Genomic DNA, 20799 nt, shown 5'->3' on the forward strand with positions numbered 1-20799 from the left:
CGACACTGTGAGAACTACTGCGCTCAGCAATCCAGCGTCAAAAACAGGCTCGGACTGCTCATTTACAACCCGTAAACTCCGCGTCCTCGCCTGTTTTTTCCTTGTCTTGCTTTCGCTCGCTACGTTCTCACAGCGTCGGATGACAGCAACGTTTTCGCACAGCAACCCCCTACAAGCGGGAGCAAGATTGCGAGTATATCGGTCGGTAGACTCCGCGACGACCGTCCGGTTCTCATTTCGACCGTCAAAAACGCGCCTCTATGTGCTTTTTCGAACAATTTGCTATGGTGCCGAACCTGCCCGAGCCACAGCCAGCGTTGTTGTGGCGGCAGATCCGACTATAAGAGAAGACCTTGCCATGACCACAGCGCCCTCGAGCCTCGCGCAGCCCGACCAACCCGCACGACCGTTGACCCGCAATGACTACAAGACTCTGTCGCTATCGGCCCTGGGGGGCGCGCTGGAGTTTTACGATTTCATCATTTTCGTGTTCTTTGCCACCGTGGTCGGCAAGTTGTTCTTCCCGGCCGACATGCCCGAGTGGCTGCGCCTGATGCAGACCTTCGGCATCTTCGCCGCCGGTTACCTCGCACGGCCGTTGGGCGGGATCGTCATGGCGCACTTCGGCGACCTGCTGGGGCGCAAGAAGATGTTCACCCTGAGCATTTTCATGATGGCGGTGCCGACCCTGATCATGGGCCTGCTACCGACTTATGCACAGATCGGCATGTGGGCGCCGATCCTGCTGCTGTTGATGCGCGTCATCCAGGGCGCGGCGATTGGCGGCGAAGTGCCGGGGGCGTGGGTCTTCGTTTCCGAACACGTACCCGGGAAGCACATTGGTTACGCCTGCGGGACCCTGACCAGCGGCCTGACCGCCGGCATCCTGCTGGGCTCGCTGGTCGCCACCGCGATCAACAGCATCTATACGCCAGTGGAAGTCTCGGATTACGCCTGGCGGATCCCGTTCCTGCTCGGTGGCGTGTTCGGCCTGTTCTCGGTCTACCTGCGCCGCTGGCTGCACGAGACCCCGGTGTTCGCCGAGCTGCAACAGCGCAAGGCCCTGGCCGAAGAAGTGCCGCTGCGCGCGGTGCTGCGTGACCATCGCGGTGCGATCGCCATTTCGATGCTGCTGACCTGGCTGCTGTCCGCCGGCATCGTCGTGGTGATCCTGATGACCCCGACCGTGCTGCAGACGGTCTATCACTTCTCGCCGACCACCGCGCTGCAATCCAACAGCCTGGCGATCGTGTTCCTGAGCCTGGGCTGCATCATTTCCGGTGCATTGGCCGATCGCTTTGGTGCCGGTCGCGTGTTCGTGTTCGGTTGCCTGGGTTTGCTGATCAGCTCCTGGACCTTCTATCACAGCCTCGCCGATCACCCGAACTGGCTGTTCCCGCTGTATGCGCTGACCGGTTTTCTGGTCGGCACCATCGGCGCGGTGCCGTACGTGATGGTCAAGGCGTTCCCGCCGGTGGTGCGTTTCAGCGGTCTGTCCTTCTCTTATAACGTCGCTTACGCCATCTTCGGCGGCCTGACCCCGATGGTGGTCAGCCTGCTGCTCAAAGAAAGTGCGATGGGGCCTGCCTATTACGTGGCGGTGCTGTGCGGGATGGGGATCCTGGTCGGCGCCTGGTTGTGGAGCAAGGGCCGGTAATTCACGCCGTTGAATCAGCCTCACACGTTCGGTTACAACTGAAAGGCCAGCCCTCCGACAGGGGATGCTGGCCTTTCATCCAATTGTCATATTTCAGCCATAGAGTGTTCACACGGCCTGCTGATACTTGGCCCCGACTTAACACCCCCTATCTGCTAGGAGTAAGGCATGAAACTGAAGCGTTTGATGGCGGCAATGACTTTTGTCGCTGCTGGCGTTGCGACCGCCAACGCGTTCGCCGCTGTTGACCCGTCGATCCCGAGCTACACCAAGACCACTGGTGTGTCGGGCAACCTGTCCAGCGTCGGCTCCGATACCCTGGCCAACCTCATGACCTTGTGGGCCGAGAACTACAAAAAAGAATACCCGAACGTAAACATCCAGATTCAGGCCGCTGGCTCCGCCACCGCGCCACCTGCGCTGACCGAAGGCACCTCCAACCTGGGCCCGATGAGCCGCAAGATGAAGGACACCGAACTGGCGGCCTTCGAACAGAAGTACGGCTACAAGCCAACCGCTATCCCGGTTGCCGTGGACGCCTTGGCTGTATTCGTGCACAAGGACAACCCGATCCAGCACCTGACCATGGAACAGGTTGACGCGATCTTCTCGTCCACCCGTCTGTGCGGCGCCAAAGCCGAAGTGAAAACCTGGGGTGACCTGGGCGTGACCGGTGACCTGGCCAACAAGCCGGTTCAACTGTTCGGTCGTAACTCGGTATCCGGCACCTACGGCTACTTCAAGGAAGAAGCCCTGTGCAAAGGCGACTACAAGCCTAACGTCAACGAACAACCAGGCTCGGCTTCGGTCGTGCAGTCGATCAGCTCCTCGCTGAACGGCATCGGTTACTCGGGCATCGGCTACAAGACCGCCAGCGTGAAAACCGTTGCTCTGTCGAAGAAAGGCAGCACCGATTTCATCGAAGACACCGAAGAAAACGCCCTGAACGGCAAGTACCCGCTGTCCCGTTTCCTGTACGTATACGTCAACAAAGCCCCGAACAAGCCTCTGGCCCCGCTGGAAGCCGAGTTCGTAAAACTGGTTCTGTCGAAACAGGGCCAGGAAGTGGTAGTGAAAGACGGCTACATCCCACTGCCGGCCAAGGTTGCTGCAAAAGCACTGGCTGACCTGGGCCTGCAGGAAGGCGGCGCTGAAGTCGCAAAAAAGTAACAAACTGAGTCAGGGGTGAACCCCGCCTGACTCACGTGTGGGGCCCGGCCCGCAAGCGGCCCGGCTCCCACACTCCCCGAATTCTTTTATCCACTGCCAGTGCCCTGCTGGCGGCGGATTTGGTGCGTCACTGCATTGTCATCTTTCTGTCATACAGGATCGCTAGGGTGTGCGCATGAATGATCTGGCCAATTCCAAAATGACTACGAACCCTCCCAAGCGCATTGACTTCAATACGCCTGAGTTGCAACGCAAGCGCCGCATTCGCGCGCTCAAGGATCGCTTCACCCGTTGGTACGTCCTCGTCGGCGGTCTGGCGGTGCTGGCAGCCATCACCCTGATCTTCTTCTTCCTCGCTTACGTCGTCGCGCCCCTGTTCAAGGGCGCTGACCTGACCGCGAAAGATGCAATCACCCCGGCCTGGATGCAGGACGCCGGCAAGCCGCTGATGATTTCGCTCGAAGAGCAGAATCAGGTGGCCATGCGCGTTTCCGACAAGGGCCAGGCGCTGTTCTTCGACATCGACAGCGGCGCTGAATTGAAGCGCGTCGATCTGCCTTTGCCGGCAGGCGCCAGTGTGACCTCCATCGGCGAAGACCAGCCGGGTCATCCGCTGGTGGCCGTGGGCCTGTCCAACGGTCAGGCGCTGGTGTTCCGTCACACCTATAAAGTCAGCTACCCGGATGGCAAGAAAACCATCACCCCGGCGGTCGAGTTCCCGTACGGCGAGACGCCGATTGCGCTGAACGAGAGCGGCGGTGCACTGGAGCACGTCAGCCTCAACGCCACCGACTCGACCCTGATGCTGGTCGGCTCCACCGGTTCGCAACTCAATGTGCTGTCGCTGACCAGCGAAGAAAACATGATGACCGGCGAAGTCACCAACGAGCAGAAGCGTATCGATCTGCCGCAGATGACCGAGCCGGTGAAAAACATCTTCGTCGATCCGCGTCAGCAATGGCTCTACGTGATCAACGGCCGTGCCCAGGCCGACGTGTTCAGCCTGCGCGACAAGAGCCTCAACGGTCGCTACAAACTGCTGGAAAACGCCGACGCGCAAGTTACCGCTTCCACCCAGCTGGTGGGCGGTATCTCGCTGATCGTCGGTGACTCCACCGGTGGCCTGGCCCAGTGGTTCATGGCTCGTGACACCGATGGCGAACTGCGCCTGAAGCAGATCCGTACCTTCCAGATGGGCAAGACGCCGATCGTTGAAATCACCGCTGAAGAACGTCGCAAGGGCTTCCTGGCCCTGGATGCCAGCGGCAAGCTCGGCGTGTTCCACAGCACCGCGCACCGCACCTTGCTGGTCGATCAAGTGGTCGAAGGCGAGGGCCTGTTCGGTCTGTCGCCGCGTGCCAACCGTGTGATCGTCGAGGCCGGCGGCAAGCTGCAACCGCTGCTGCTCGACAACCCGCACCCGGAAGTCTCGTGGAGCGCGCTGTGGAGCAAGGTCTGGTACGAGAACTACGACGAGCCTAAATACGTCTGGCAATCGACCGCTGCCAACACCGATTTCGAACCGAAACTGAGCCTGTCGCCACTGACCTTCGGCACCCTGAAAGCCGCGTTCTACGCGATGCTGCTGGCTGCGCCACTGGCCGTTGCTGCTGCGATCTACACCGCGTACTTCATGGCCCCGGGCATGCGCCGCAAGGTCAAACCGGTGATCGAGCTGATGGAAGCGATGCCGACGGTGATCCTCGGCTTCTTCGCCGGCCTGTTCCTCGCGCCGTATGTGGAAGGGCATCTGCCGGGCATTTTCAGCCTGCTGATGCTGCTGCCGATCGGCATCCTGGTCGCCGGTTTCACTTTCAGCCGCCTGCCTGAGTCGATCCGCCTGAAAGTCCCGGATGGCTGGGAAAGTGCGCTGCTGATCCCGGTAATCCTGTTCGTGGGCTGGCTGTCGCTGTACATGAGCCCGTTCATGGAGAACTGGTTCTTCGGCGGTGACATGCGCATGTGGATCTCCCACGACCTGGGCATCACCTACGACCAGCGCAACGCACTGGTGGTCGGTCTGGCCATGGGTTTTGCGGTGATCCCGAACATCTACTCGATCGCCGAAGACGCCGTGTTCAGCGTGCCGCGCGGCCTGACCCTGGGCTCGCTGGCTCTCGGTGCCACGCCGTGGCAGACCATGACGCGCGTGGTGATCCTGACCGCCAGCCCGGGCATCTTCTCGGCACTGATGATCGGCATGGGTCGTGCGGTCGGTGAAACCATGATCGTGCTGATGGCCACTGGCAACACCCCGGTCATGGAAATGAACCTGTTCGAAGGCCTGCGCACCCTGGCAGCCAACGTCGCGGTGGAAATGCCGGAGTCGGAAGTCGGCGGCAGCCACTACCGCGTGCTGTTCCTCTCGGCGCTGGTGCTGCTGTTGTTCACCTTCGTCATGAACACCCTCGCGGAACTGATTCGTCAGCGTCTGCGCAAGAAATACTCGTCGCTTTAAGAAAGGTAGAAGTCTGTGAAACAGAACTCCCTGAATGGATGGTTCAAGAGCGGCGCCCCGGGCGTCTGGATCAGCGGTGGCGCGGTGTCCATCGCGGTCATCATGACCATTGGCCTGCTGGCGGTGATTGCCGTGCGCGGTCTGGGTCACTTCTGGCCGGCGGATCTGATCCACGCCAGCTACGACGTCCCGGGCCAGGGCAATCACCTGGTCATCGGCGAAGTGGTGCAGAAGGAAGAAGTGCCGCGTGCACGTCTGAAGAGCGCCGGTCTGCCGGTGCCGGACGCCGGCCCGGAATTCATGACTCGCGAGCTGATCAAGGTCGGCAACCGTGACCTGAACGGCAACGACTTCACCTGGATCGTCGGCGAGTGGCTGACCAACCAGACTACGCCGCCAGAGCTGATGGCGATCGAGCGTCGCGAGTGGGGCAACTTCTACGGCTACCTGGTCAACGTCAAACAGGACGGCAAGGTCATCGCCGAAGGCGAAGCGGCCTGGCCTGAACTGCAAGCGCGGATCAACCGTGTGAACGGCCTGGCCGCGCAGCTGAAGTCGCTGGAAAAAACCGACATCGGCGCGATCAACGCCGGTCTCGAGCGCATTCGTCTGCACGGTCGCAAACTGGAGCTGGAAGGCAAACTCGACGCCACCGCGCAAGCGGACATGGATGCCGAGCGCGCCGAGCTGAACGCCCGCTATCAAGACGTTGAAGCCCGTCTGGCCGACCTGCACGCGCAGTTCAACCGTGACGCTTTGACCGCTCGTGATGCCAACGGCAAGGAAATCGAAATCGGTCTGGGCAAGGTGGTTCACGCCTACCAGCCGAACGCCATGAGCACCTTCACCAAGGTCGGTTTCTACTTCAGCAAGATCTGGGAATTCCTGTCCGACGATCCGCGTGAAGCGAACACCGAAGGCGGGATCTTCCCGGCCATCTTCGGCACCGTGATGATGACCCTGATCATGGCGATGATCGTGACCCCGTTCGGCGTGCTGGCGGCGGTGTACCTGCGTGAGTACGCCAAGCAGAACGCCCTGACCCGGATCATCCGGATCGCGGTGAACAACCTCGCGGGTGTTCCGGCGATCGTTTACGGCGTGTTCGGCCTGGGCTTCTTCGTCTACGTGCTGGGTGGTTCGGTCGACCGCTTGTTCTTCCCGGAAGCGCTGCCGGCACCGACCTTCGGTACGCCGGGTCTGCTGTGGGCTTCGTTGACCCTGGCGCTGCTGGCGGTGCCGGTGGTGATCGTGGCCACCGAAGAAGGTCTGGCGCGGATTCCTCGCACCGTGCGTGAGGGCTCGCTGGCCCTCGGCGCGACCAAGGCTGAAACCCTGTGGAAGATCGTGATCCCGATGGCCAGCCCGGCCATGATGACCGGCATGATCCTCGCCGTGGCTCGCGCCGCCGGTGAAGTGGCGCCGCTGATGCTGGTGGGTGTGGTGAAACTGGCGCCGTCGCTGCCGGTGGATGGCAACTACCCGTACCTGCACCTGGACCAGAAGATCATGCACCTGGGCTTCCATATTTATGACGTCGGCTTCCAGAGCCCGAACGTCGAAGCCGCACGACCGCTGGTGTACGCCACCGCGTTGCTGCTGGTGCTGGTGATTGCCGTGCTCAACCTGTCGGCGGTGTGGATTCGTAACCACCTGCGCGAGAAGTACAAGGCGCTGGACAGCTGATCGCCGTTACAAGAATTGAAGGGCTGCCGGCCTGATTCCCGGCAGCCAACCGAACCGAATTTGTTAGCACAGGGAGCCTCCCATGCAGCACGAAACACATACCCACGGCATCAACATGTCTGCCCTGGGCCGCGACAAGCAGAGCCTGAACCTCGAACAGGAAACCGTGGCCATCGAAGTGCCGGGCCTGAGCCTGTTCTACGGCGAGAAACAAGCGCTGTACGACGTCAGCATGAACATTCCGAAACAGCGCGTGACCGCCTTCATCGGCCCGTCCGGCTGCGGCAAGTCCACGCTGCTGCGTACCTTCAACCGCATGAACGACCTGGTGGATGGCTGCCGCGTCGAAGGCGCGATCAACCTCTACGGCAACAACATCTACCGCAAGGGCGAAGACGTGGCCGAGCTGCGTCGCCGCGTCGGCATGGTGTTCCAGAAGCCTAACCCGTTCCCGAAGACCATCTACGAGAACGTGGTCTACGGCCTGCGCATCCAGGGCATCAACAAGAAACGCATCCTCGACGAAGCCGTCGAGTGGGCGTTGAAAGGCGCGGCCCTGTGGGACGAAGTGAAAGACCGTCTGCATGACTCGGCACTCGGCCTGTCCGGTGGTCAGCAGCAACGTCTGGTGATCGCCCGTACCATCGCCGTGGAGCCGGAAGTGCTGCTGCTCGACGAACCGTGCTCGGCCCTCGACCCGATCTCGACCCTGAAAGTCGAAGAGCTGATCTACGAGCTCAAGTCCAAGTTCACCATCGTCATCGTGACCCACAACATGCAGCAGGCGGCGCGGGTGTCCGACTACACGGCGTTCATGTACATGGGCAAACTGGTGGAATTCGGCGACACCGATACCCTGTTCACCAATCCGGCCAAGAAGCAGACCGAAGACTACATCACCGGTCGTTACGGCTAGCAGACACTGGTTGTCGCTCACTGAATTGACGCTGCGGCCCGCCGCACCTTACCGGACGCTCCAAGGACGCCAACATGATTAGTAAAGAAGGCCTTACCCACCACATTTCCGCGCAGTTCAACGCCGAACTGGAAGAAGTGCGCAGCCACCTCCTGGCCATGGGCGGGCTGGTCGAGAAGCAGGTCAACGACGCGGTCACCGCGCTGATCGAGGCCGACTCGGGTCTGGCCCAGCAAGTGCGCGAGATCGACGACCAGATCAACCAGATGGAACGCAACATCGACGAAGAATGCCTGCGCATTCTGGCCCGTCGTCAACCGGCGGCGTCCGACCTGCGTCTGATCATCAGCATCTCCAAGTCGGTGATCGACCTGGAACGCATCGGCGACGAAGCGACCAAGATCGCCCGTCGTGCGATCCAGCTGTGCGAAGAAGGTGAAGCGCCGCGCGGTTACGTCGAAGTGCGTCACATCGGCGACCAGGTGCGCAACATGGTCCGCGATGCGCTGGACGCGTTTGCCCGCTTCGACGCCGATCTGGCGTTGTCGGTGGCGCAGTACGACAAGATCATCGACCGCGAATACAAGACTGCCCTGCGCGAGCTGGCGACCTACATGATGGAAGACCCACGCTCTATCTCGCGGGTCTTGAGCATTATCTGGGTGCTGCGTTCGCTGGAGCGGATCGGCGATCACGCACGCAACATCTCCGAGTTGGTGATTTACCTGGTGCGCGGCACCGACGTGCGCCACATGGGCCTCAAGCGCATGAAGGAAGAAGTTGAAGGAACAAGTGGTGAAACCGCTAATGTTCCGGGCGATGCTGACGATAAGTAAGATTGCCTGAGAAAAGCGCCCGGCCCTTTGGCCGGGCGTTTTTGTTTCTGCTTTTCAGAAGGCAGAACCGAGTTAAAAAGCGAATTAAAAAGCAGCACCCGCGAACGAAAAGTCCCGGCGTGACTGAAGAGTTTTGGCAATGTGCCATCAGCCAGCGTTATGCTTGCCGGGATTTTAATAGGGGTGTTGGATGAGCAAGATCAGTGTGTTGGTCGTGGACGATGCATCGTTCATTCGTGACCTGGTGAAAAAGTGCCTGCGTAATTACTTCCCGGGGATCCGCACCGAGGACGCCGTCAACGGTAAAAAGGCTCAGGCCATGCTGGCCAAGGAAGCGTTCGACCTGGTTCTGTGCGACTGGGAAATGCCGGAAATGTCCGGCCTCGAACTGCTGACCTGGTGCCGTGAGCAGGACAATCTCAAGACCATGCCGTTCGTCATGGTCACCAGCCGTGGCGACAAGGAAAACGTGGTGCAGGCGATTCAGGCCGGCGTTTCCGGCTACGTCAGCAAGCCGTTCACCAACGAGCAACTGCTGACCAAGGTCAAGCAGGCCTTGAACAAGGTCGGCAAGCTCGACACTCTGATGAACAGCGCCCCGACCAAGATGAACTCGGCGTTCGGCAACGACTCCCTGAGCGCGTTGACGGGCGGCAAGGCCGCGGTCATCGGTTCCGCACCGGCGGCAGCACCTGTGAATCCATTCGCCAAGCCTGCTGCCGCGGCCCCGGCACCTGCCGCCGCGCCACAGCGTGGCCTGCTCAACAGCCCGCCCGTGAAAGCACCGGCAGCCTCCGCCGCTCCGGCCAGCGGTCGTGGTCAGGGCCAGCTGCGCCTGCCAAGCGGCACCCAGCAATGCGTGATCAAGGCCCTGAGCATCAAGGAAGCGCTGCTGGTGGTGAAACGCACCGACACCCTGCCGCAGATCCTCGACAGCGCCGTGCTCGATCTGGAGCAGGGCGACAACGCCGAAATCGCCCGCCTCAACGGCTACCTGCACGCCATCGTGGCGCATGAGCAGAAAGCCGACAGCGACTGGCTGCAACTGACCTTCCGTTTCGTCGACCAGGACGCGCAGAAGCTCGACTACATCTCCCGCCTGATCGCACGCGGCACGGCGCAGAAGCACTTCGTTCCGGGCGCGTAAGCGTCGCGGCCAAAAAGGTCGCAGCCTGGGGCAGCCCCGCAAAGGATGGTATTCCGATGCGGGAGCTGCCCTGGGCTGCGACCTTTTGTTTTGTGCTGTGCCAAATTTGAAACATCTGTCGACTAGCCTGGTCTGCTTCAGCTGCTAGGCTCATTCCCAGGCCTTACTCGACAGAACTTTTGCCCATGCCCCTGCGCCTGCTGTTTTTCTGTGGTCTGCTCATGGCCTCCACCTCGACTGTGGCCATGACGATCTACAAATCCACCGATGCCAACGGAGTGGTTTCGTACAGCGACCGTCCGAGCAAAGGCTCCCAGGTGTTCGTGTTTCAGGACCGGATGGTCGAGCGCCTCGAACGCCAGGTCTATCTCGACATCAAGAAGCAGAAGGGCACGGACGTGGTGTTCGTGCGCAACGACCTGTATGCGCCGGTCGAGGTTGCACTGGCGTTTACCGGGATGAGCAATGTGCGTGGCGCTCCCGCGGAAACGATCCGTCGGGTGTTGCCGGCGCGCAGCAATACGCGGCTGGCGTTGCTGACGGCGGTGTCCGGCGGCAAGCCGCTGGTGTACACCCCGATGTTCCAGTATTCCCTCGGTGACCCCGCTGGCGCGGCTCAGAGTTATCGCTATCCGTTTCCGTGGCGGGGCGGGCCATTCCGTCTGAGTCAGGGTGCCAATGGCGACTACAGCCATTACGGGCCGAAGAACAAATACGCGATGGACATCGCCATGCCGGTCGGTACGCCGATCATCGCGGCGCGGGCCGGTGTGGTGGTGAAGACCGAGAACTCCCAGAGCGGGCGCGGCACCGATCCTTCCGGCAATTTCGTGCGGGTGCTGCACGACGACGGCACGATGGGCGTGTATCTGCATCTCAAGCAAGGTTCGGTGGGTGTGCGGGAAGGGCAGCGAGTGGCGGTGGGCAGTCCGCTGGCGCTGTCCGGCAATACCGGCAACAGCAGCGGCCCGCACCTGCACTTCGTGGTGCAGCGCAATACAGGTGGGGGGTTGGTGTCGATTCCGTATCAGTTCAACCAGCCGCTGGGGGCGTTGCCCAACTTTGCGTTGGGCAAGCGGTAATCCCCGTCAGTCGAGCATCAGTACCTTGGCCAGAATGATCTTCGGGCCTTTCATCTTCTTGATGATGATCCGCAGACCTTCGACTTCCAGCACTTCTTCCTCTTCCGGCACCCGTTTCAGGGTTTCATAGATCAGCCCGGCGAGGGTTTCGGCTTCGATGTGATCCAGGTCGATCCCCAGCAGGCGCTCGACCTTGAACAGCGGCGTATCGCCCCGTACCAAGAGCTTGCCCGGCTGGTAGGCGAGGATGCCGCGTTCGGCCTTGCGGTGTTCGTCCTGGATATCGCCGACCAGCACTTCCAGCACGTCTTCCATGGTCAGGTAGCCGATGATGTTGCCGTCGGCCTCTTCGACCACGGCGAAGTGCGAGCCGCCCTTGCGGAACTGCTCAAGCAGCTGCGACAGCGGCATGTGTCGCGATACGCGCTCCAGCGGACGGGTCAGTTCGGCGAGGTTGAACGACTCGGGGATGTGATCCAGCGCCGCCAGCTCGAGCAGCAGATCCTTGATGTGCAGCAGGCCGACGAACTCCTGGCGCTCGCTGTCGTACACCGGATAACGGCTGAACTTGTGGCGACGGAACATCGCCAGGATTTCTTTCAGCGGGGCGTTGAACTCCAGGGTGATCAAGTCTTCCCGGGAGTTGGCCCAGTCGACCACTTCCAGCTCGCCCATTTCCACCGCCGAGGCCAGCACGCGCATGCCCTGGTCGCTCGGGTCCTGGCCACGGCTGGAGTGCAGGATCAGTTTCAGTTCTTCGCGGCTGTAATGGTGCTCGTGATGCGGGCCGGGTTCACCTTGCCCTGCGATGCGCAGGATGGTGTTGGCGCTGGCGTTGAGCAGGTAGATCGCCGGGTACATGGCCCAGTAGAACAGGTACAGCGGCACCGCCGTCCACAGCGACAGCAATTCGGGTTTGCGGATCGCCCAGGATTTGGGTGCGAGTTCGCCGACCACGATGTGCAGGTAGGAAATGATGAAGAACGCGGTGAAGAACGAAATGCCTTTGACGACTTCGGCCGACTGCACGCCGACCGCGCTCAGCAGCGGCTCGAGAATGTGCGCGAACGCCGGCTCGCCAACCCAGCCCAGGCCGAGGGAGGCGAGGGTGATACCGAGCTGGCACGCCGAGAGGTAAGCATCGAGCTGACTGTGCACCGTGCGCAGGATGTGCCCGCGCCAGCCGTGCTGTTCAGCGATGGCTTCGACCCGGGTCGAGCGTAGTTTGACCATGGCGAACTCCGCCGCAACGAAGAAGCCGTTGAGCAGAACCAGGATCAGAGCGAAAAGAATCATGCCGAAATCGGCGAAAATGGTAGCGAGGGACAAGCCAGGGGAAGGGTCCATGATGGAGTTTTGCGGGTTCCGTGTGATTCGTAAGAGAGAAGAAATCGCGCCTGAAAGGCAGGCGCAAGTCAGCCAATGTAGCGGCTGACCTGGCGATTGCCTAGTCCGGCATTACTCAGCGGCGCTGATGACCCGTGCCTGGGCGACCTGCGCCGGGGCGAAATGGCAGGTGAATGTGCTGCCGTGGCCGGGCACGCTGCTGATCTCCATCCGTGCGCGGTGGCGCAGCAACACGTGTTTGACGATGGCCAGGCCCAGGCCCGTGCCGCCGGTGTTGGAGTTGCGGCTGGAGTCGACGCGGTAGAAGCGTTCGGTCAGGCGCGGCAGGTGTTTGCTGTCGATGCCGATCCCCGAATCCTGCACGCTCAGGTGCGCGCCCTGGTCGTCGCCCCACCAGCGGATGCGGATATTGCCTTCGGCCGGGGTGTATTTGACGGCGTTGAACACCAGGTTGGAAAACGCACTGCGCAGTTCCGCCTCGCTGCCCTTGAGCAGGATGCTGGTGTCGGCTTCCAGGGTGATGCGCTGATTCTTCGAGCCTGACAACTGCTGCGCATCGCTCTTGATCGACTGCAGCAGGGTGTCGATGTGCACGGGCTGGTTGTCCGACGGGTAATCGGTGGCTTCCAGTTTGGCCAGCAGCAGCAAGTCGTTGAGCAGGGTTTGCATGCGGCCGCCCTGTTGCTGCATCTGCTGCAGGGCGCGGCTCCAGCGCGGGTTCACTTCCTCGACGTTGTCGAGCAGGGTTTCCAGGTAGCCACAGATCACCGTCAGCGGGGTACGCAGCTCGTGGGAGACGTTGGCGATGAAGTCTTTGCGCATCTGTTCCAGCTGATGGATGCGCGTGACGTCGCGCACCAGCATCAAGTGTTCGTTGTTGCCGTAGCGCGTGAGGTACAGCTGGATGCGTACGCGATCGTTGGTCGGCGAGGGGATTTCCAGCGGTTCGGCGTAGCTTTCCTGCTCGAAGTATTCCTTGAAGCGCGGATGGCGAACCAGGTTGGTCACGGGTTGGCCGCTGTCCTGCGGGGTTTTCAGGCCGAGCAGGGTTTCGGCGGCGCGGTTCCACCATTCCAGGTTGCCGTCGCTGTCGAGCATGATCACCGCGTCTTTCAGCGCGGCGGTGGATTCCTGAACGCGGTCGATCACCGCTTGCAGGCGTCCGCGTACCCGTTGGTCGCGGCGTTGCAGGTGGTAGATGCTGTCGAATACTTCACCCCACAGGCCATAGCCGTCGGGCGGTGCTTCATCGGGTTGGTGCAGGCGCAGCCATTCGTGCAAACGCAGCAGTTGCTTGAGCGTCCAGACCAGGTACAGGCCCAGTCCCGCCGCCAGACTCCAGCCGTAGTAGCCGGTGATCAGGCCGATCACCAGGCAGCCGGTGACCAGCAACAGCATGTGGCGAATCAGGGTGCCATGCCAGTTTTGGTTCACGGAAAATGCGGTCCTTGTCTGCGGGGAGGGCGCTCGGCTCAGGCCTTGGTGGAGAACCGATAGCCAGTGCCGCGCACGGTTTGTACCAGATTTTCGTAGGCGTCGCCGAGCGCCTTGCGCAGGCGTCGGATGTGCACGTCGACCGTTCGCTCTTCAACATAGACGTTGCCGCCCCAGACCTGGTCCAGCAACTGGCCACGAGTGTAGGCACGTTCCTGGTGGGTCATGAAGAATTGCAGCAGACGGTATTCGGTCGGGCCCATTTCGGCCGGACGGCCGTCGATGGTCACGCGGTGGCTGATCGGGTCGAGCAGCAGGCCGCCGACTTCGATTGGCGCTTCGCCATCGGTCGGACCGGCGCGACGCAGCACGGCCTTGAGGCGTGCTACCAGTTCGCGTGGGGAAAACGGTTTGGTGATGTAGTCGTCGGCGCCGACTTCCAGACCCTGGATCTTGTTGTCTTCTTCGCCCTTGGCGGTGAGCATGATGATCGGGATGTCCCCGGTCAGCTCGTCACGCTTGAGGCGGCGGGCCAGCTCGATGCCGGAGGTGCCGGGCAGCATCCAGTCGAGCAGGATCAGGTCCGGTTTGCGGTCGACGATAATGGCGTGCGCCTGCTGCGAGTTCTCTGCCTCGAGGCAGTCATAGCCGGCCATTTCCAACGCAACGGCGATCATTTCGCGAATGGGCGCTTCGTCGTCGACGATCAGAATGCTCCTGCCAACCATGCCTTAATCCTCTTGTCATTTAACTGTCTTGCGCCGCATTAGATAACGGAATTATTGCAGTCGTGTGACAGTATTTTAGTCCAGCGGCGATTGTGCAGATCCTGAACTAAGCTCTAAGTCCGAATCCTGACAACCACAAAAGAAGGTTTCCATGACTCAAATGACTGCTTCCTTTAAGGCTTTGCTGATGGCTGCCGCCCTGACTCTTCCTGGACTGGCGATGGCGGCCGAGCCGGCCATGATGAAAGACGGCATGATGGTCGATCACAAAGGCATGACCGTTTATACGTTCGACAAGGACGCTGGCGGCAAGTCGATGTGCAACGGCGATTGCGCCAAGAACTGGCCACCGATGATGGCTCCGGCGGGCGCCAAGGCCGAAGGCAAATGGACGGTCATCAAACGTGATGACGGCATGATGCAATACGCCTACGACGGCAAGCCGTTGTACACCTTCATGAAGGACGAGAAGCCTGGAGAGATGAAAGGCGATGGCATGAAGGACGTGTGGCACGTGGTTCACGAGCACAAGTAAGCCATTGGCAGTGAGCTGGATCGCGGCCCGCAGGCATTGCCTCGGGCCGCGATGCTTTGAGGTCAGCGCAACGCGTAATCCAGCACGATCCCGACGAAAATCGCCAGTCCGGCCCAGTGGTTGTGCAAAAACGCCTTGAAGCAGCGCATCCGGTCGCGATTGCGGGTGTACCAGAACTCCCAGGCGTAGCACCCGGCCGCCACCAGCAGGCCGAGGTGGAACCACATTCCCAACTCGAACTTCGACCCGGCCAGCAACAGGCAGCCCAGCGACAGGGCCTGCAAGGTCAGGATGATCACCCGGTCCGCTTCGCCGAACAGGATCGCCGTGGATTTCACGCCGATCTTCAGGTCATCGTCGCGGTCGGTCATCGCGTAATAGGTGTCGTAACCCACCGTCCACAGCAGGTTGGCGATCCACAGCAGCCAGGCCGTCGCCGGCAGTTCACCGGTTTCGGCGGTGAACGCCATTGGCATGCCCCAGGAAAACGCCGCGCCCAGCACCACCTGCGGGTAATAGGTGTAGCGCTTCATGAACGGGTAGGTGAACGCCAGCGCCAGGCCACCCAGCGACAACCAGATCGTCGCGGCGTTGGTGCACAGCACCAGCAGGAAACTCACGCCCATCAGCAGGGCGAAGAATACCAGCGCCTCTTTCGAACTGATCCGGCCGGCGGCCAGCGGGCGTTCGGCAGTGCGCTTCACATGGCCGTCGACCTTGCGGTCGGCCCAGTCATTGATCACGCAACCGCCGGCGCGGGTCAGTACCACGCCGAGGACGAAAATCACGATGTTGGCCAGCGACGGCGAGCCTTTGCCGGCAATCCACAGGGCCCAGAGCGTCGGCCACAGCAGCAGGTAAATGCCGATCGGCTTGTCCATCCGGGTCAACTGAATGAAATCCCAGGCACGCGGGTTCAGGCGATTCAGGGATTTGAGCAGGCTTTGATACATCAGCAGTTCTCCGGACGGGTGCGGACGGCTTCCCACAGCGTAGGCAGGAAAATCTCCGCCACCAGTACGCTCAATGCACCACGGTCGAAACGCGAGCGGCGGCCCCACAGTCCGGGAGCCCGGGAATCCTCGGGCAGCCAGTGTTCCGGGTAATGGCAGACTTCGATGGCGCGCCGCTGGAACGCGTGATCGCAGAACAGCAGTTCGCCCAGCGAGCGGCTGCCCAACTCATCCATATGCAATCCATCGCCCTGCAAGGCACTGCGCGACGCCACGCTGCGGGCGAACACCCAGGCCTCGCCATGCCCGCGCAGATACACCTCGCGCACCCAGCCTTCGCTGCCTTCGGCCAGCTCCAGCGCCGCGCATTCGTCGTCGCGCAGGGTCTGCCAGCCTTCGAACAGCGGCGTGACGCTGAAGCCGTCATCGGACAGGCGGGTCAGGCGGCGGGTCAGGGAGCCTTCGTCGAACAGCCAGTCGAGCGTGGACGTGTCGGGGAGGGGGTTCAGGTGGCTTTGCAGGCGCCACAGCGGGGCGTTTTTGAGTTGCACAATGAGTCATTATTGGCAGCAAATGAGGCGGCGAGCTTACCATGGCGAACCGCGAGTTTGATTGATCCGGGCCGCCATTGCGCCGAACAGGCTTGCATCTGGCCGGTACGATCAGTACAAAACGCCCTGAGCCGGACGGCAGCGCTGCACCATCGACCGTCCGCGCCGGCTAAAGCCTGAACCCTGAGGAAGTACCTGAATGAAGAAGTGGCAATGTGTGGTCTGCGGCCTGATCTATAACGAAGCCGATGGCTGGCCGGACGACGGCATCGCGCCGGGCACCCTGTGGCAGGACGTGCCGGAAGACTGGCTGTGCCCGGACTGCGGTGTCGGCAAGATGGACTTCGAAATGATCGAAATCAACTGAGAACCCACAAGGAGTAAGGCATGAGCGCACCTGTCGTAATCGTCGGCACCGGGCTGGCGGGTTACAACCTGGCCCGCGAGTTTCGCAAACTCGATGGCGAAACCCCGCTGCTGTTGATTACCGCCGATGACGGTCGTTCCTACTCCAAGCCGATGCTCTCCACCGGCTTTGGCAAGAACAAGGACGCCGACGGCCTGAGCATGGCCGAACCTGGCGCCATGGCCGAGCAATTGAAGGCCGAGATTCGCACCCACACCCGCATCAGCGGTATCGACGCGGGCCACAAGCGGTTGTGGATCGGTGAGGAAGCGGTGAGCTATCGCGACCTGATCCTCGCCTGGGGCGCCGAAACCGTGCGTGTGCCGATTGAAGGCGATGGCGCGGATCTTGTGTTCCCGATCAACGATCTCGAAGACTACGCACGGTTTCGCGCGGCGGCGGCGGGCAAGCGTCGGGTGTTGCTGCTCGGTGCCGGCCTGATCGGCTGTGAGTTCGCCAACGACCTGATCCTCGGCGGTTATGAGGTACAACTGGTTGCGCCGTGCGAGCAAGTGATGCCGACCCTGCTGCACCCGGCCGCTGCGGCAGCGGTGCAGGCCGGGCTGGAAAGCCTCGGTGCGCGTTTCCACCTCGGCCCGGTGCTGACCCGACTGCAAAAAGTCGCCGATGGACTGGAAGCCCACCTGTCCGACGGCCAGGTTGTCCCTTGCGATGTGGTGGTGTCGGCCATCGGTCTGCGCCCGCGGATCGATCTGGCGGCAGCCGCCGGTATCCAGACCAATCGCGGCGTGATGGTCGACCGCCATCTGCAAACCTCTCACGCCAACATTTACGCCTTGGGCGACTGCGCCGAGGTCGACGGGCTGAATCTTTTGTACGTAATGCCCCTCATGAGTTGTGCGCGAGCGCTGGCACAGACCCTGGCCGGCAACCCGACGGCGGTCAACTACGGACCGATGCCGATCACGGTTAAAACGCCGGTCTGCCCGCTGGTGGTTTCGCCGCCGCCACGGGGCCGCGAAGGCGTCTGGACGGTCGAAGGGCAGGGCGGCGACGTCAAGGCGCTGTGTCACGACGCAGAAGGGCAATTGCTCGGTTATGCACTGACGGGCGCGGCGGTGATGGAAAAACTCGCGCTGAACAAACAGCTTCCGGCCTTGCTGGCGTAAATACTGGTCGTTCTGTCGGAATCACCCCGCTTTTGCCCCCACAAAGGTCGCGGGGAGACTGGCGCCGCCCTTAACCGCGTGCCATCCTCACTCCCGTCTGCCGCAGAGTAGAGCCTGCGGCGCCTTGGGCGCTGTTCCAACGAGAACAGCACGGACATAACAACAAAAAACCGACTCAAAGGGGCTTCACTAATGCGTAAACCAGAACTCGCCGCTGCAATCGCTGAAAAAGCGGATCTGACCAAAGAGCAGGCCAACCGCGTTCTCAACGCCGTCCTCGAAGAAATCACCGGCGCCCTGCATCGCAAGGACAGCGTCACGCTGGTGGGCTTCGGCACCTTCCTGCAACGCCATCGCGGTGCCCGCACCGGCAAAAACCCGCAAACCGGTGAGCCGGTGAAGATCAAGGCCAGCAACACCGTTGCGTTCAAGCCAGGCAAATCGTTGAAAGACAGCGTCAATCCATAATTGCGGCGCACTCCTGAATCACGGGGAGAACCGTAATGAAAAAATGGGCACACCGATTGCGGTCGGGTGCCCATTTTTTGTGCCTGTAGCAATTGCACGGCTCAGACCGAGAAAAAGTACCGGGTCAGGTGAAAGAAAATCGGTGCGGCGAAGCAGATCGAGTCCATCCGGTCGAGCATCCCGCCGTGGCCCTTGATCATCGTGCCCCAATCTTTCGCGCTCAGGCTGCGCTTGATCGCGGACATGACCAGGCCGCCGAGGAAACCCATCACCACAATGACCAGCGACATCAGCAGCGATTGCCAGAAGCTGAACGGCGTCATCCAGAACATGCAGCCACCGATCAGCGTGGCGGAGAGCCCGCCACCGACCAGCCCCTCTACGGTTTTCGACGGGCTCACCAGCGGCGCCACCTTGCGTTTACCGAAGAGCTTGCCGAACACGTACTGCAGCACGTCACTCATCTGCACCACGAACACCAGGTAGAACAGCAGCAGTGCGTTCTGGCCCTGGAATCCCTGCAGATCCAGCAACAACAGCGCGGGCGCATGGCTGATGCAGTAGATGCAGATCATCACGCCCCACTGAATCTTCGCCGTGCGCTCCAGAAAACCCTCGGTGTCCTGGCTCAGCACGGCAATCGCCGGCAGCAGCAGGAAGGCGTACACCGGTACCAGCAGGGTGAACATCGAATACCAATGAGTGCCGATCAGCAGGTATTGCAGCGGGATCAGAATGAAAAACGCCGAAAACAGCGCGTTATGATCACCACGCGCCGTGGGCGTCAGCGTGATGAACTCACGCAGTGCAAACAGCGAAATGAAACCGAACAACACCACCGTCGCATTGGGGCCGAGCAGCCAGGACACGAAGAAAATAATGACCATCCCCCACCAGGCATTTACACGCTGGTTGAGGTTTTCGATGGTTGCGATCGAGCTTTCGCTCTTTGCGCGTCTGGCCAGTACGCCGCCAATCAGCGAAGCCACCGCCAGCAACCCGGCGATTGCCGCGAAGAACCACAGGAACTTGGTTTCCAGACTCATTTCGACAACCTCACGATGGCGTCACGCGCCCGCTCCAGGAACACCTGTTTCTCCTCGCCTGCAATCCGTTGCAGCGGGTCGCCGATGCGGATCGTGCAAATGATCGGCAAAGGTACGTGTTTGCCTTTTGGCATCGAGCGATGCAGGTTTTCCAGGTAGATCGGCACCAGATCGACCTCGGGGAAGGTCTCGGCCAAACGGAAGATTCCGGATTTGAACTCACCGGGCAACGCCTGCGTCGAGCGGGTGCCTTCGGGGAAGATGATGATCGAATGACCTGCGCGCACCACGTCGAAGATCGGTTCCAGCACGTTGACGCCCGGCGCCGGATTGCGTTCGATCAGCACCGCATTCAGGCCTTTCTGCGAGATGTACGACAGGAAGCGGTTCTTGCCCCAGTAGTCGGCGGCGGCCACCGGCTTCACGTTCACCCGGGCTTCCGGAGGCAGCGCGGCGATGATCGCCAGGGTGTCCATGTGGCTGGTGTGGTTGGCGAAATAGATGCGCTGGCGCGAGAGGTCCGGTGGGCTTTCCCAGCGGGCGGTCACGCCGATCAAGAAGCGCAACACCGAAATCAGTGCATTACTGATCCACATGGGCGTTCCCCTTCAGTTGTCTGGCGATGGCCAGGGTTCGCGTCACGCAGGTGGCGACTGAGCCAAGGGCGATGATCACCAGCGCGATCAGCAAAGCGTAGTGCGTCGCGTAGTAACTGGTTTCGAACACGTTCAACACCAAGGCCACCGTCATCACTGCCATCCGGTGCTGCTTGGCCATCGGCCCCATGAAGCTTTGCGTGAGCCCGAGTGAACCGCCGAAGACCCGGACATACGCCGTCAACGCGGCGGCCAGCGCGGCAAACCAGCCAAGATCGGACTGCCCGATGGCAAAACCCAGCCCGACGATCAGCAGGCTGTCCGCCACCCGATCCGGAAACTCGTTGTACAGGCTGCCAATGGCCGACTGCTTGCCGCCCTCGATCGCCACCATCCCGTCGAACAGATTGCACAACAGCCGCAATTGAATGCCGACGATGCACAGGATCGAACCGGCCACGCCGTTATCGATGTTCAGCGTCACGGCACCGAACAGCGCGAAGAGCATGCTGATGACAGAGATCTGGTTGGGGGAAATGTCCCGCTTGACCAGTTCATCCGTGAAGCGTTTCGCCCAGCCCGCCGAGCGCGTCTTGATGGGCCTTCTGTTTTCATCCATTTGCCAATGTCCGTATCAGTGATGAGTTGCAGTG

At 61.3% G+C, this 20799-nt stretch carries 20 protein-coding genes; 12 read left to right on the plus strand and 8 right to left on the minus strand.

Annotated features, from left to right (window positions below):
• Window positions 1–358: 358 nt before the first annotated feature.
• The 8 genes from AC3WRD_RS24840 to AC3WRD_RS24875 all read left to right on the plus strand — a co-directional run bounded on the left by AC3WRD_RS24840 (window position 359) and on the right by AC3WRD_RS24875 (window position 10952).
• Window positions 359–1657 carry an MFS transporter gene (locus tag AC3WRD_RS24840; RefSeq protein ID WP_096817164.1) on the plus strand — a complete coding sequence of 433 codons (1299 nt, stop codon included), beginning with the start codon at window positions 359–361 and terminating at the stop codon, window positions 1655–1657.
• Window positions 1658–1825: 168 nt separating this feature from the next.
• Window positions 1826–2827: a phosphate ABC transporter substrate-binding protein PstS gene (locus AC3WRD_RS24845; RefSeq protein WP_085731336.1), complete on the plus strand. Its 1002-nt coding sequence runs from the start codon at window positions 1826–1828 to the stop codon at window positions 2825–2827.
• A gap of 424 nt (window positions 2828–3251) precedes the next feature.
• Window positions 3252–5285, plus strand: a complete 2034-nt coding sequence (locus tag AC3WRD_RS24850; RefSeq protein WP_173861303.1) for an ABC transporter permease subunit — start codon at window positions 3252–3254, stop codon at window positions 5283–5285.
• A 15-nt stretch (window positions 5286–5300) separates the two neighbouring features.
• On the plus strand, window positions 5301–6971 hold the full coding sequence (gene pstA, locus AC3WRD_RS24855) for a phosphate ABC transporter permease PstA (protein ID WP_096817169.1): 1671 nt from the start codon (window positions 5301–5303) through the stop codon (window positions 6969–6971).
• Between the two features lie 82 nt (window positions 6972–7053).
• The gene (pstB, locus tag AC3WRD_RS24860; protein ID WP_065258233.1) at window positions 7054–7887 is read left to right on the plus strand and encodes a phosphate ABC transporter ATP-binding protein PstB; all 834 of its coding nucleotides are present in this window, start codon (window positions 7054–7056) and stop codon (window positions 7885–7887) included.
• A 74-nt stretch (window positions 7888–7961) separates the two neighbouring features.
• Window positions 7962–8723 (plus strand): phosphate signaling complex protein PhoU, encoded by a 762-nt coding sequence (phoU, locus tag AC3WRD_RS24865; RefSeq protein ID WP_007954334.1) that lies wholly within the window; start codon window positions 7962–7964, stop codon window positions 8721–8723.
• A gap of 190 nt (window positions 8724–8913) precedes the next feature.
• The gene (locus AC3WRD_RS24870) at window positions 8914–9870 is read left to right on the plus strand and encodes a response regulator (RefSeq protein WP_096817171.1); all 957 of its coding nucleotides are present in this window, start codon (window positions 8914–8916) and stop codon (window positions 9868–9870) included.
• A gap of 185 nt (window positions 9871–10055) precedes the next feature.
• Window positions 10056–10952, plus strand: coding sequence for a peptidoglycan DD-metalloendopeptidase family protein (locus AC3WRD_RS24875; protein ID WP_096817172.1), 897 nt, complete (start codon window positions 10056–10058; stop codon window positions 10950–10952).
• Between the two features lie 6 nt (window positions 10953–10958).
• Here the strand turns inward: AC3WRD_RS24875 and AC3WRD_RS24880 are convergent, their stop codons facing one another.
• From AC3WRD_RS24880 to phoB, 3 genes are all read right to left on the minus strand, one after another.
• On the minus strand, window positions 10959–12299 hold the full coding sequence (locus AC3WRD_RS24880; RefSeq protein ID WP_096817174.1) for a hemolysin family protein: 1341 nt from the start codon (window positions 12297–12299) through the stop codon (window positions 10959–10961).
• 111 nt (window positions 12300–12410) lie between these two features.
• Window positions 12411–13697, minus strand: a complete 1287-nt coding sequence (phoR, locus tag AC3WRD_RS24885) for a phosphate regulon sensor histidine kinase PhoR (RefSeq protein ID WP_219737120.1) — start codon at window positions 13695–13697, stop codon at window positions 12411–12413.
• 74 nt (window positions 13698–13771) lie between these two features.
• The gene (phoB, locus tag AC3WRD_RS24890) at window positions 13772–14461 is read right to left on the minus strand and encodes a phosphate regulon transcriptional regulator PhoB (RefSeq protein WP_003229608.1); all 690 of its coding nucleotides are present in this window, start codon (window positions 14459–14461) and stop codon (window positions 13772–13774) included.
• Window positions 14462–14612: 151 nt separating this feature from the next.
• Between phoB and AC3WRD_RS24895 the strand changes: the two genes are divergently transcribed.
• On the plus strand, window positions 14613–14996 hold the full coding sequence (locus AC3WRD_RS24895; RefSeq protein ID WP_096817176.1) for a COG4315 family predicted lipoprotein: 384 nt from the start codon (window positions 14613–14615) through the stop codon (window positions 14994–14996).
• A 62-nt stretch (window positions 14997–15058) separates the two neighbouring features.
• Here the strand turns inward: AC3WRD_RS24895 and ubiA are convergent, their stop codons facing one another.
• Entirely contained in the window at window positions 15059–15949 is an 891-nt protein-coding gene (ubiA, locus tag AC3WRD_RS24900) for a 4-hydroxybenzoate octaprenyltransferase (protein ID WP_102620664.1), read from the minus strand.
• Complete coding sequence (locus AC3WRD_RS24905) at window positions 15949–16500, minus strand: chorismate--pyruvate lyase family protein (RefSeq protein WP_102620665.1); 552 nt, start codon at window positions 16498–16500, stop codon at window positions 15949–15951. The genes ubiA and AC3WRD_RS24905 overlap by 1 nt, the downstream gene beginning before the upstream one ends.
• Before the next feature lie 199 nt (window positions 16501–16699).
• On the opposite strand from AC3WRD_RS24905, the gene AC3WRD_RS24910 reads away from it, so the two are divergent.
• From AC3WRD_RS24910 to AC3WRD_RS24920, 3 genes are all read left to right on the plus strand, one after another.
• Window positions 16700–16867 (plus strand): rubredoxin, encoded by a 168-nt coding sequence (locus AC3WRD_RS24910; protein WP_007954349.1) that lies wholly within the window; start codon window positions 16700–16702, stop codon window positions 16865–16867.
• A 20-nt stretch (window positions 16868–16887) separates the two neighbouring features.
• On the plus strand, window positions 16888–18036 hold the full coding sequence (locus tag AC3WRD_RS24915) for an NAD(P)/FAD-dependent oxidoreductase (RefSeq protein WP_102620666.1): 1149 nt from the start codon (window positions 16888–16890) through the stop codon (window positions 18034–18036).
• A gap of 192 nt (window positions 18037–18228) precedes the next feature.
• On the plus strand, window positions 18229–18504 hold the full coding sequence (locus AC3WRD_RS24920) for an HU family DNA-binding protein (RefSeq protein WP_003213368.1): 276 nt from the start codon (window positions 18229–18231) through the stop codon (window positions 18502–18504).
• Window positions 18505–18605: 101 nt separating this feature from the next.
• On the opposite strand, the gene AC3WRD_RS24925 is transcribed toward AC3WRD_RS24920, so the two are convergent.
• From AC3WRD_RS24925 to AC3WRD_RS24935, 3 genes are read right to left on the minus strand one after another with little or no spacing between them, the layout of a single operon-like run.
• Window positions 18606–19550, minus strand: a complete 945-nt coding sequence (locus AC3WRD_RS24925; RefSeq protein ID WP_102620667.1) for a phosphatidate cytidylyltransferase — start codon at window positions 19548–19550, stop codon at window positions 18606–18608.
• Window positions 19547–20146 (minus strand): lysophospholipid acyltransferase family protein, encoded by a 600-nt coding sequence (locus AC3WRD_RS24930; protein WP_102620668.1) that lies wholly within the window; start codon window positions 20144–20146, stop codon window positions 19547–19549. The genes AC3WRD_RS24925 and AC3WRD_RS24930 overlap by 4 nt, the downstream gene beginning before the upstream one ends.
• Complete coding sequence (locus AC3WRD_RS24935) at window positions 20133–20765, minus strand: CDP-alcohol phosphatidyltransferase family protein (RefSeq protein ID WP_102620669.1); 633 nt, start codon at window positions 20763–20765, stop codon at window positions 20133–20135. Before AC3WRD_RS24935 ends, AC3WRD_RS24930 begins: the two co-directional genes overlap by 14 nt.
• Between the last annotated feature and the right edge of the window lie 34 nt (window positions 20766–20799).

This window comes from Pseudomonas sp. FW215-R2, assembly GCF_058789255.1.